Raw genomic sequence first — 12,032 nt, forward strand, 5'->3', positions numbered from 1 at the left:
AAGGGATTGTTAAACAATCCCTTTGTTTAATAGTAAAAATTAAATTAATTTTAAATTAAATATTTTTTACTTATTTCTAAAAAGCTTTTTATTTGTTCATTTTTCCACTCTTCAGATTTATTTAATTTTTTCATCATTATTTCAGCAACTCTTGGAGCAGCCTCAATTGCAGCTTGAGGATTTAAAGGCAACGATCTTGTTCTTCTTGCTAAAACATCCTCAATAGTTTTGGCTTGCTCAAATTCAATTGAAAAAGCTATTTGAGCTTCATTTAAATCCAAGTTTTCGTGTATCTTTTTATCAAAACCCTCCATGTTTTTTAGAATTTCAAAGTCGCTGCCATAAGCTCTAAAAGGTTCAGGAATTTTCATTGCCTCTTCTTTTTTAAGATAACCGTGTAACTTTAAATCTTCTGTAGTTGGTGCGCAATTTGGTATTAAATTTTTTTCTATAGCTTTAAGCAAGGTTTTTTCTGCCATTTTTCTATATGTAGTATATTTACCCCCTGCTATTGTAATAAGATTTGAATCTGATATAAAGATTTTTTCATTTCTTGAGATTTTTGAAGTGTCCCCCTTAGCTTTTGGATCCATTATTAATGGTCTTATTCCGGTATATACGCTTTTTACATCAGATTTTTCTATTTTAATATTTAAACAGCTGTTTAAATTATTTATTATAAAGTCAATCTCTTTGTCAAGTCTTTTGGGTTCTTCTTGTATCTCTTTTATTGGAATGTCAGTGCTTCCACAAACAACACTATCATACCAAGGAATAGCAAATAAAATCCTATTATCACTAGTTTTAGGTATTAATATTGCATGGTTTTTGGGGAATTTGTCTTTTTTGATTATTAAATGGCTACCTTGGGAAGGTTTGATGATGTTTAAGACTTTTTCATCATCTAGCTTTCTTATTTCATCTGAAAATATTCCTGTTGCGTTTATTATACATTTGCTTTTTAATGAAATTTGTTCTTTTGACAATTTATTTTGTATGAGAACCCCTGAAAGTTTTCCGTTATTTTTATTGAATTTTTTAAGTTCTGTATAGTTAAGGGCAATGCCTCCTTTCTCGGTAAAAGTTCTTAACAATGTTATTGCCATTCTAGCATCATCGAATGAATCGTCGTAATATAGAACAGAGCATTTAAGGCCTTCTGTTTTAATATTGGGAGCTTTCTCAATGATAGATGTTTTGGATAACAATTTAGTTTTGTGTTTGTTAGTTTTTTCTTTACCCATAAGATTGTGGTAATAAATTAATCCAAAATAATAATAAGGTATTTCTAAAACATTATAAATAGGAGTGATAAGTGCACATTCGTTAATTAAATGAGGTGCATTTTTCTCAAGAATGGCTTTTTCGTGTAAAGCTTCTTTAACTAAAGAAATATTCCATTGGGCTAAATATCTTACTCCGCCGTGAATTAATTTGCTTGATCTAGAGGAAGTGCCTTTTGCATAATCAAATTTTTCTATAAGTATTGTTTTATATCCCCTTGTAATTGCGTCTACTGCAATGCCAAGACCTGTTGCGCCTCCTCCAATTATTATAAGATCAAATTCTTGATTTTCAAGATCTTTTAATTTTGTTTCTTTGTTATTATTCATGAAATTTAAATATTCCTCCATGTTGGTTAATTCCTTTTCTTTTTAGTTAAATACTAGATTTAAGAAATTAGAAAGGACCATTTGTTCTAATTTTATTAAATAGCACTATAGACCAATTGCTTTGGTAAATTTTTCAATTTTTTATGATTTTTCTTTAGATTTAATATACTATTAATCATTTTTTGTATTGCTCCAATGATATTGTTTTAGTTTTAAAAAATCAAATAAATTATGCATAATTTTGTTACCGGTATATTTTTTGTTATGATCTTCAAAGCCTTATTTTGAACTTTTATAGACTATTAGAATTCTGTATCCAAGATTTTGATTTTTCAATTGCTTTGTTCCAATTTTCAAGAAGCATTTCTTTTTGATTTTTGGGCATTGAAGGTTCAAATATTTTATCTACTTGCCAAAGGCTTACGATTTCTTCAGCGCTTTGCCAATAACCTGTTGCAAGTCCCGCAAGGTAAGCAGCCCCAAGAGCGGTTGTTTCTGTTATTTTGGGTCTTACAACTTTGCATTCTAAAAGATCCGCTTGAAATTGCATTAATAGATTGTTTTGACTTGCTCCGCCGTCTACTCTTAATTCTTGAATTTCAAAGTTAGAAATGGATTTTTTCATGGTATTTAGTATATCAAAGCTTTGAAATGCGATGCTCTCAAGAGCAGCTCTTGTAATGTGGGCTTTTGTTGATCCTCTTGTTATTCCGATGATTGTTCCTCTTGCATAAGAATCCCAATGAGGTGCACCAAGCCCAACAAATGCTGGCACAAAATAAACTCCCCCATTATCTGATACAGAGCTTGCTAATGCTTCTGCATCTGAGCTTTTTCTGAAAAATTCAAGCCCATCTCTTAGCCACTGAACTACGGCTCCGCCAATAAAAACACTTCCTTCAAGAACATAAGTTACAGATTTTTTTCTTCCCCAGGCAATTGAAGTTAAAAGTTTGTCATGACTAATGATTGGTTCTTTTCCTATATTGACCGTTAAAAAGCAACCAGTTCCATAAGTGTTTTTAGCCATGCCTTTTTTAAGACAAGCTTGTCCAAATGTTGCTGCGAATTGATCTCCAGCAATTCCTGCAATAGAAATTTCTGCTCCAAATAGTGATTTATCTGTTTTTCCATATATTGTAGAACTTTCTTTAATTTCAGGCAAAATTGCTTTTGGAATATTTAATATGCTTAAAAGTTCATCATCCCACTTTAATGTTTTAATGTTTAATAATAATGTTCTTGAAGCATTAGAGTAGTCAGTTGCATGTACTTTTTTTTGAGTTAGATTCCACAATAGCCATGTATCTATTGTTCCAAAACATAATTCACCATTTTCAGCTTTTTGTCTGGCACCTTCTACATTATCCAAGATCCACATTATTTTTGTTCCACTAAAATAAGAATCTAGTACTAAGCCTGTTTTTTCTAAAATAATTTTATCTTTTCCTTCGTTTTTTAATTGGTCACAAATTTTTGCAGTTCTTCTGTCTTGCCATACTATTGCATTATAGATAGGCTTTCCTGTAATTTTTTCCCATACAACTGTAGTTTCTCTTTGATTAGTTATCCCAATAGCATCAACTTCATTTGGCAAAATTCTTGAATTTGCCATAGCTTCTGTTATAACTCCAAGTTGTGATCCCCATATTTCGGTAGGGTCATGTTCCACCCAACTTGGTTGTGGATAAATTTGAGTAAATTCTTTTTGAGCAAATCCTTTTATGTTTGCATTTTTGTCAAATACCATTGCTCTAGAGCTAGTAGTACCTTGATCAATAGATAAAATGTATTTCATAATTTTTCCTTTTTGCTTTAATAAAGATAAATATCTTTTCTTTTAGTCTTTGTTATTTTTTAATGTAAATTCGTAAATTGTAGCTCCCAAAATTGCTCCAATTATTGGGCCAATTATTGGTACAATAAATATGCTTAGGTTGTTAAATCCATGATTTTTAAATCCAGCAAATAATAGCAAAAGTCTTGGTCCCAGATCCCTTGCAGGATTAATAGCATAGCCGTGCATTCCTCCAAAACTTATTCCTATTGATAAAACCACTGCTCCTATAATGAATGGAATAAATGGGTTATCATTGTATTTTTTTGTAAAATCTCCAACAGCAGAAATTAAAAACATTAGCAAAAAAGTTCCAAAAATTTGATCAATAAATCCAGGCAAAAATCCAGGAACAGCAGGGAAGGTTGCCATTATGCCTTGAGTATTTTCAAGTCCAGGATCCATTTCGATCCATTTAGGATAAAATACGACAAGTGTCATTAATGCGCCTGTAAATGCTCCTAATATTTGCGCTACAATGTAGTGTAAAAGTTTTGAAACGGGAAATTTTCCAATGCTTGCTAATCCTATGCTAACAGCTGGATTTAGATGTGCTCCGCTTATTCTTGCTGCTGTATAAATACCAAACGTTACACCCAATCCCCATCCAAATACTATATTTGTATATCCCCCTTTTATTATTTCTCCTGGTATTTCAGGACTTGAGGAAAATAATACTGTCATTGCAACAGATCCAGTTCCTAAGGCCAATAGGATGAATGTTCCCAAAAATTCCGATATAAATTCTTGAAATTTTGTATAATTCATAATTATATCTCCTTATCTTTATAACAATTTTATTTTTTATTAATGAGTTTTAATTTTTGATTTTTGAATCCGAATATATTTAATTTTTTAATTAAATTTCATTGTGTTTTATGCAAGATAGTTAGAATTATTATAGTATAGCCTTTTAATTAAAAAAATAATTTTTTTTAATTAAAGCTTTATTTAAAATATATTTAATATCTTATTTTTAATTAAGAATAATGTCAATAATTTAAGAATTTTAATTTTTGAATTATGAATTTCTTTTCTTAAATTTGTTTAAGGATTTTTTATTTTATATTAAAATTTTTACATTGAGTTTTTTGATTAATGAAGTTTTATGATTTAGCAATTTTTTTTAGCTTATGTGTGAATTTATTTAAGTTATTTTGGAGGTAGACTTGGTGATTGTAATAGAAGGTTTAATTGGTGTAGGAAAAACTACTCTTGGAAATATTTTATCAAAGGAGTTAGGAGTTCCTTTTTATAGTGAACTGAATAATGATTTTACTTTGGCTGTATTAGACAAATTTTATAAGGATAAATCCAGATGGGCATTTCCAGTTCAAATTAATTTTCTTAACGAGAGGTTTAAATTAATAAAAGGTGTATTTAGAACAAAAGGGGGTATACTAGATAGATCTATTTATGGTGATTGTGTGTTTGCGTCTCTTTTAAATTGTGATGGGCATATTTCTGATGAGGAGTATAAAATATATATTGATCTTCTTGATAATATGCTTGAACATTCTCAGCGACCAAGTTTGCTTGTTTATCTTGATTGTAGTATTGATGAGGTTGAGCGCAGAATTAAAAATAGAAATAGAAGCTTTGAAATGAATATTCCCAGGGATTATCTTGAGGGTCTTAATAGGAAATATTTAAAGTGGTATGATGAATACAACTTGTCGTCAAAAATAAAATTTTCTTACGATAATATAAATATTTTTAGCGAAGAAGATAAGAATAAAGTGATTTCTTTAATTAGAGATAAACTTGTATTATAATTATTTATAGTGGATTGACATTCTTTTATTTTAAGGTTGAGTGTTAATGGAGGTTCTTATGAAAAGATTATTTCTTCTGTATTTTTTATGTTCTTTTGTTTTTTTGAATTTGTTTGCTCAAGGTAGTTCTTCTTATGTTGATAAGCAAAAAGAGCTTGCTATTTTTTATTATGAGGTTGGCCAAAGATATATAAATGTTGGTAAAGTTAAAAAGGGAAAGCTTTTCCAAGCAAAAGCTTTCAAGATTTATCCAGATTTGAAAAAGGGAGTTAATATTAAGCTTGCAGTTAAAGAGCTTGATGCTAGGATTAAGGATGACAATCCTAAGGTTGTTATGCTTGAGGATATTAGGCTTGAGGAGATACCCGGAATAGTGCACGAAAAAATAGAAATCAATGATTTTACAAATGCTCCTAAAATAGAATATATTGCTCAAAAAGAGAGAATCAAAAATCAAGATAAGATTATTAAGTTTCAATTTGGAAAGTTTGCAAGAGCTTTAATTTCTAGAAACTTTGATTTGTTTGATTCTGTTATTGCAGATAAAGTTAATGTTATGGGTCAATTTGAATCAAAAGATGATTTTATCTCAACTTTATCAAGCGCTTCATCTAAGGCTGATGCTGATGAGTTAGAGTATTTGTCAGTTGATGATTATTACGATTTAAAGTCTTTGAAAATTTCAAAATCAAACGATACTTCTTTTGCTGTTAGTGTGAATGCCAAAAAAAATGATGTTACTAAAAATTTTTCATTTTGGAAAGAACGTCAGACTTTAATTTTTACTAAAGAGGATGATAATAATTGGTTTTTGTCTTCCATAAATTGAAATCTTAGTGTTGTGATTAAAAACATCATCACTAATATATGTATAAACAAGTCTCCAATTTTTTCATAAATGGTTATAAATGTTGGAGACAGTTTTACAGTTGACAATAAGTATCCTTTTTTAAAAGTTTCTAATTTTTTAATGCTTTCTCCGTATTCATTGATGATAGCAGTAATTCCTGAATTTGTAGCTCTAATAGTTTTAATTCCATTTTCAATGCTTCTAAATTTAGCCACAACAAAGTGTTGCCATTCTGCAGAATTTGTTTTTGACCAAGAGTCGTTTGAAAAATTTAGCAATGTATTAGCGCCTTGGGTTTTATAAAACCTTGAAAGTTCTGGAAATGCATCGTCATAGCATATTAAGGGAGCAAATTTAAACTTTTTCAATTTTAATATTTCGATTTTATTTCCTTCAATCTGTCCTAAGATTCTAAAATTTTTTAAAAAAAAGTTTCTTACAAATTCATATTCGTAAAATGGAATTTTTTCTGCAAAAGGGACTAAGAATATTTTAGAGTATATGTTTGCAATGTTAAGGTTTGGCTCTATCATATAAATAGAATTTTGTTGGATTCTTATAGTTTTGTTCACATTTGAGGGAGCCCCAATTGCAAACGGGATTTTTCGTTCTTTTATAAAATTTTTAAGTTCATTGTGTAAATCAGAGTTTTTAAAGTAGTGATCTTCTTTGCTAAAAGGGTAGGTTAGTACCCCTTCGCTCCAGATTACGAATTCTATTTTTGGATTTTCTTTTAAAGCTTGTTCTGTAATTTCAATAGAATCTCTTATTCCTTTTTTATCATTTCCGGGTAACCACGGATCAGTGTTAAGCTGAATAGCTGCAATGTTTAGACTGTCTATTTCTTTTGCTAATAAGTTTTTTAGTTCTGTTTTTTTGAGCATTCCGTAAGTAAAAGATGTTGTTATTAGTAATGTTGGAAGTGCTATGTTTAGTAAATTTGTTTTGTTTTTATGGATTAGAAAGTCTGCAATTCCTGAGTTTGAGAAGTAGACTACAAATGATACAAAGAATACACCAAAAATGTCTGCTACTTGAATTAAATTATTAAAGTTACTTACAGTGAAAGCTGCAAGTCCCCAGGGATATGCTAAAAATCCAATTGATCTTGAGTAATCATAAAATGTAAAAAGCATTGCTATGCTCATTGTTTTATTTTTAAAGCTTTTTAAAGAGTAATAAAGGAAATAGCCTAAAGTTAATGAATATGGAATGTATCCTATGACTACTCCGATGAATGTAATCCATCCAAATGCATGAAAAAATCCAAGCCAAAAATTTTGCAAGCTGTTGGCTATTAAGAAGTAAAATACTGTTAATCCTATTAATGTTTTTTTATCTTCTAGTTTGATTAAGGCTGTAAAAAGTGGTACATAAGCAACAAATCCTAGGATTGAATATCCGGTTTCTTTAATTTCATTTGGAATTGCAAGTGTTGTAAGAATTCCTGAAAATGCGGCTAGGCAAAAGCATCTAGTTTTCATTTTTCCTCTTTTTTACTATTATTAGTAACATAATGGTGTAATATGTTTAACATTATCATTAATAATTTTATATGATAGTATTAATTTTTTTGTATTATTTTTTGGAAAATTTACGCTTATAATAGATCTTTAAATAGCAAGGGGATTATGTTAATTTTTGGTTTTTTTGGTTTGTTTTTTTTAAATATTTTTAGTTTGCATGCCCAAGGAATAGTTACCAATAAAGATGCTCAAGAAGAGTTTAAATGGGCTCTTAATTCTTATAATAATGGAATTTATGATGATGCTCTTTTGTCTTTTAAAAAAATTTTAAGCTTTGATCCTAATAATCTTGATTATCATTTTTGGACTGGCAATGTTTATTATAGACTGGGTTATGTTGAAGAAGCTTTAATGGAATGGAGAAATTTAAAAGATCAAGGCTATAAAGTTCCCTATCTTAGACATTTGATTTCTACTATTGAGCAAAGAAGGGGTATTTTTTCAAATTATGAACTTAATTTTAAAAAACTTGTAAAAGTTGCTTCTCTTGATAATTCTATTTATAAAAGGCCACATGGGTATCAGATTACATCTTTAAGGGCTGATAAGTACGGTGGATATTATGCTGCTAACTTTGTAGGTAATGAAATATTGTATTTTGATGTTAATAATAATATTAATACTTTAGTTAAAGATGGCTTTAGTTATTTAAAATCACCTTATGATGTTGTTGAAGCTAATAATTTACTTTATGTGACTCTTTACTCAAGTGATGAAATTGGTGTTTATGATAAGGTTCTTGGAGTTAAAAGAAAATCTATTGGGAAAAAGGGCACAAAAGATGGCGAATTACTTGCTCCTCAGTATATGGCTATTGATAAGAGAAACTACATTTATGTAAGCGAATGGGGAAATAAAAGGGTAAGTAAATTTGGACTTGAGGGTGATTTTATTTTGCATTTTGGTTCTAGGACTTCAGGCTATAAGGGCCTTTTAGGTCCCACAGGTGTTGCGTATTTGAATGAAAACATTTATGTTGCAGATTCTCTGAGAAATACCATTGAAGTTTTTGATACTAGTGGTAATCATTTGTATTCAGTTTTTACTTCTATTGAGGGAATGGAGGGGCTTAGTAGTGATTTTGTCGGCAACAATGTTATAGTATCCTCAAAAGATGGTGTTTATAAATATAATATTGCTAAAAAGACAATTACAAAAATTTTAAAAGCAGATAAAATGAATTCTAAGATTTCTTCATCTATTTTGGATGCCAATAATCAGATGATTGTTTCAGATTTTAATAATGCTAAGGTTTCAGTTTACAAGAGTGATTCAAGTCTTTATGATAGTTTAAATGTTGATGTTAGGAGAATAGTTAGGCTTGGGGGGCCTAAAATTTACGTTGAGCTTAATGTTAGCAGTAAAAGCGGATTACCAGTTGTTGGACTTAAAAGTGAAAATTTTTCAATTTCAAATGAAAATTATTACATTGTCAATCCTAAGGTAGCATATAATGTAAATGCTTCAAAAGACATTAATATAGCAGTTGTTTTTGATAAATCTTCTTATATGAAAAAATATGATCTAGAACAAATCGTAGGTTTGAATTCTTTAATAGAGTTGTCAAAAAATAAAAACTTTAGTTTTATAAATGCAACAAGTGTGCCTATTATAGATAATATTGAAAGCTTGACAAATAGTATTAGAAACACAAGTTCTCTTGGTCCTTATAGTACAGATTCTGTAAAAACAGACGTTAGTTTGAAGTTGGCAGGTTCTGGGCTTATGTCAAAAAGCTCAAGAAGAGCAGTAGTTTATTTTAGTGGTGGTATTTTAAATCGTAAAGCTTTTGAAAAGTACTCTTTAGATACAATAGTAAGCTATTATAAAAATAATGATATAAGGTTTTACTTAATACTATTTGGCAATGATCCTGTTAATAGTAAGCTTGAGTATTTGGTTAATGAAACAGGCGGCGCTATAATTCCTTTTTCATCTTATGAAGGAGTATCTAAAGTTTATGATTTAATTTTAGAACAAAAAACAGGTACTTATTTGCTGGAATATTATTATCCAGGCCCTCAAGAGCCTAATAAATATTTTAATTTATCTGTTGAGGCAAATATAAATCAACAGACAGGAAGAGGAGAGTTTGCATATTTTATTAATTAGATTGCTTTTTGATTTTATTAGAGGTTTAGGTTATGAGACTTAATGCGGGGATTGTGGGACTTCCCAATGTGGGTAAATCTACTTTATTTTCATCTTTGACATCATCTAATGTTGAGATAGCAAATTATCCTTTTTGTACCATTGAGCCAAATATAGGAATAGTAGAGATTCCTGATGAAAGGCTTTTAAAAATTGCAGAGTGCATTGTTCCACGCAAAATTATTCCTGCTGTTATGGAATTTGTGGATATTGCAGGTCTTGTCAAGGGAGCGTCAACAGGCGAAGGGCTTGGCAATAAATTTTTGGCCAATATTCGCGAAGTTTCTCTTATCGTTCATGTTGTAAGATGCTTTGAAGAAAAAGAGGTTATTCATATTAATGATGATATTAATCCTGAGAGAGATATAACTACAATTAATGTTGAGCTTTGTTTATCGGATCTTGAAACTGTTCAAAAAAGTCTTCAAAAACAAGAAAAAAATGCTAAAAGCACCGATAAAAAAATTAGTGAATCTTCTAAGGCAATTGTTTTAATGTTAAAAAGACTTGAAAACCATTTAAGCAATATGAATCCTGCTGTTGAGTTTAAATTTGATGATTTCGAATACGACTTTATTAGATCATTAAATCTTTTGACTTTTAAAAAAGTTTTGTATGTTTGTAATGTTGATGAAAATTCACTTAGCGGCAATAAATATACAGATATTGTAAAAAATATTGCCTTAAAAGAAGGAAATGATTTTTTAATCTTATGTGCCAAAATTGAAGCTGAGCTTGCCCAAATAAAGGATATACCTTACAAAAATGAAATGTTAGAATTGTTTGGCATAAATGGTAGCGGTCTTGGTAATTTGATTAAAAAAGCTTATTATACTTTGGGGCTTAGAACCTACTTTACAGCAGGTTTGCAAGAAGTTAGAGCTTGGACATTCAAGCAGGGTATGAGAGCACCTAAAGCTGCTGGAATAATTCATAGTGATTTTGAGAGGGGTTTTATTAAAGCAGAAGTTTATTCTTGTGAGGATTTATTTAAACTTCAAAGTGTTCAAAAACTAAAAGAGAAGGGACTTATTAGAATTGAAGGCAAAGAATATATTGTAAGAGATGGAGATATAATCTTTTTTAAATTTAATGTATAGATTTATTTTTATATTATGCACAATTTATTTTCCAATAATGTAAGATTAATTAGTCTGTTTGTTTTTAATAGTGTGATTTGTTTATTTTATTTGTTTTTCTATGATACAAGGTTTTTTTATTTTGTTATGGGGCTTCTTTTAGTAAATTTTTTAACAATTTTTTTTCATTTAAGATATTTTTGTTCTATTTCATTTAAGGGATCTGAAATTTATTATAAGGGTATATTTTTCAGTTATAATTTTGATTTTGATGATATTATTTTGTTTGAAAAAAGATTATCAGACAATGTTTTAATTTTAAAATTAAAAAATAAAAAAAAAATTAAGGTTTGTTTTTGGATAGTCAATGGTTCAAGTGAATTATTCAAAGAGCTTAAAATTAAAAGAAAAGATTTGTTTGTTCCAAAATTGGAAAATTTTCCAATAAGATATTATTTGTCTTATACTTATCTTTTTATGTTTTTAGCTCGTATTATAATTGGTTTATTTGTTTATTATATTTCATTAAGCAATATATTTATTTTTGCCTTTATTTGTTTTATTGATATTAGAGTTTTGTTAGGGGATTTTTCAGTTATTAGCAATATAGTGTTGTTTTACGAGTTTAGGAAAGATTCAATTTGTGAAAGGAAAATTTTTAAGAGTGAAATTTATTTTTATGAATTTTTTGAAAAAATTTTTATTGCTAGAGAATTTGAATTTAATAATAAAAATTATTTATGCTTTTTATATAAAGGAAATCATCAGACAAAAAAAGTATATATTTTGAATAAAAAAATTTCTTATTCCATGCAAAAGGCTTTTGAATATATTGATCAAAACTATTGTACCAAATTAACTTAAGCTTTGATTGACTATATTTAAATTAGTTGATATATTAAAACTGTTGTTTAATAATATTATTAAGGAGTATAACTTGAGAAAAAATGCATCTGCATTGAAGCGCTCTCGTCAAAATTTAAAAAGAAAGATTAGAAATGTAAGTGTAAAAAGTGAATTAAAAACAATAGAAAAACGCTGTATCAATATGATAAAAGCGGGCAAAAAAGACGAAGCTATTGAATTTTTTAAGTTTGTTGCAAAAAAACTAGATACTGCTGCTAGAAAGCGAATAATTCATAAAAATAAGGCTGCTAGAAAAAAATCTCGTTTAAATGTTTTGCTGTTAAAGTAAGGAAAT

10 protein-coding genes are annotated in these 12,032 nt (G+C 28.9%); 6 read left to right on the forward strand and 4 right to left on the reverse strand.

From position 1 onward, the window contains the following. Positions 1–50: 50 nt before the first annotated feature. From HNP67_RS03050 to HNP67_RS03060, 3 genes are all read right to left on the reverse strand, one after another. Positions 51–1,634 (reverse strand): glycerol-3-phosphate dehydrogenase/oxidase, encoded by a 1,584-nt coding sequence (locus tag HNP67_RS03050; RefSeq protein WP_184124828.1) that lies wholly within the window; start codon positions 1,632–1,634, stop codon positions 51–53. 271 nt (positions 1,635–1,905) lie between these two features. Then, on the reverse strand, positions 1,906–3,411 hold the full coding sequence (gene glpK / locus HNP67_RS03055; RefSeq protein ID WP_184124830.1) for a glycerol kinase GlpK: 1,506 nt from the start codon (positions 3,409–3,411) through the stop codon (positions 1,906–1,908). 42 nt (positions 3,412–3,453) lie between these two features. Beyond that, complete coding sequence (locus HNP67_RS03060; RefSeq protein ID WP_184124832.1) at positions 3,454–4,218, reverse strand: MIP/aquaporin family protein; 765 nt, start codon at positions 4,216–4,218, stop codon at positions 3,454–3,456. 404 nt (positions 4,219–4,622) lie between these two features. Here HNP67_RS03060 and HNP67_RS03065 point away from each other — a divergent pair, with 404 nt between their 5' ends. Continuing rightward, positions 4,623–5,225, forward strand: coding sequence for a deoxynucleoside kinase (locus tag HNP67_RS03065; protein WP_184124834.1), 603 nt, complete (start codon positions 4,623–4,625; stop codon positions 5,223–5,225). Positions 5,226–5,283: 58 nt separating this feature from the next. Next, positions 5,284–6,054, forward strand: coding sequence for a hypothetical protein (locus tag HNP67_RS03070; protein WP_184124836.1), 771 nt, complete (start codon positions 5,284–5,286; stop codon positions 6,052–6,054). Here HNP67_RS03070 and lnt read toward each other — a convergent pair. Then, complete coding sequence (gene lnt / locus HNP67_RS03075; RefSeq protein WP_184124838.1) at positions 5,994–7,559, reverse strand: apolipoprotein N-acyltransferase; 1,566 nt, start codon at positions 7,557–7,559, stop codon at positions 5,994–5,996. The two genes, HNP67_RS03070 and lnt, sit on opposite strands and share 61 nt — an antisense overlap. Positions 7,560–7,706: 147 nt before the next feature. Here lnt and HNP67_RS03080 point away from each other — a divergent pair, with 147 nt between their 5' ends. The 4 genes from HNP67_RS03080 (at position 7,707) to rpsT (ending at position 12,026) form a co-directional block, all read left to right on the forward strand. Beyond that, positions 7,707–9,713, forward strand: coding sequence for a hypothetical protein (locus HNP67_RS03080; RefSeq protein ID WP_184124840.1), 2,007 nt, complete (start codon positions 7,707–7,709; stop codon positions 9,711–9,713). Positions 9,714–9,745: 32 nt separating this feature from the next. After that, on the forward strand, positions 9,746–10,852 hold the full coding sequence (ychF, locus tag HNP67_RS03085) for a redox-regulated ATPase YchF (RefSeq protein ID WP_184124842.1): 1,107 nt from the start codon (positions 9,746–9,748) through the stop codon (positions 10,850–10,852). Positions 10,853–10,867: 15 nt separating this feature from the next. Next, on the forward strand, positions 10,868–11,695 hold the full coding sequence (locus HNP67_RS03090) for a hypothetical protein (RefSeq protein WP_184124844.1): 828 nt from the start codon (positions 10,868–10,870) through the stop codon (positions 11,693–11,695). A 73-nt stretch (positions 11,696–11,768) separates the two neighbouring features. Next, the gene (gene rpsT / locus HNP67_RS03095) at positions 11,769–12,026 is read left to right on the forward strand and encodes a 30S ribosomal protein S20 (protein ID WP_002556832.1); all 258 of its coding nucleotides are present in this window, start codon (positions 11,769–11,771) and stop codon (positions 12,024–12,026) included. The last annotated feature ends 6 nt before the right edge of the window (positions 12,027–12,032 follow it).

The organism is Borreliella californiensis, from assembly GCF_014205885.1.
In the GTDB taxonomy this organism is placed as follows: domain Bacteria; phylum Spirochaetota; class Spirochaetia; order Borreliales; family Borreliaceae; genus Borreliella; species Borreliella californiensis.

Coding starts and splice junctions, on each gene's coding strand:
- HNP67_RS03050 (WP_184124828.1), bottom strand. CDS start 1,634: ATGGAGGAATATTTAAATTTCATGAATAATAACAAAGAAACAAAATTA.
- glpK (WP_184124830.1), bottom strand. CDS start 3,411: ATGAAATACATTTTATCTATTGATCAAGGTACTACTAGCTCTAGAGCA.
- HNP67_RS03060 (WP_184124832.1), bottom strand. CDS start 4,218: ATGAATTATACAAAATTTCAAGAATTTATATCGGAATTTTTGGGAACA.
- HNP67_RS03070 (WP_184124836.1), top strand. CDS start 5,284: ATGAAAAGATTATTTCTTCTGTATTTTTTATGTTCTTTTGTTTTTTTG.
- lnt (WP_184124838.1), bottom strand. CDS start 7,559: ATGAAAACTAGATGCTTTTGCCTAGCCGCATTTTCAGGAATTCTTACA.
- HNP67_RS03080 (WP_184124840.1), top strand. CDS start 7,707: ATGTTAATTTTTGGTTTTTTTGGTTTGTTTTTTTTAAATATTTTTAGT.
- ychF (WP_184124842.1), top strand. CDS start 9,746: ATGAGACTTAATGCGGGGATTGTGGGACTTCCCAATGTGGGTAAATCT.
- HNP67_RS03090 (WP_184124844.1), top strand. CDS start 10,868: ATGCACAATTTATTTTCCAATAATGTAAGATTAATTAGTCTGTTTGTT.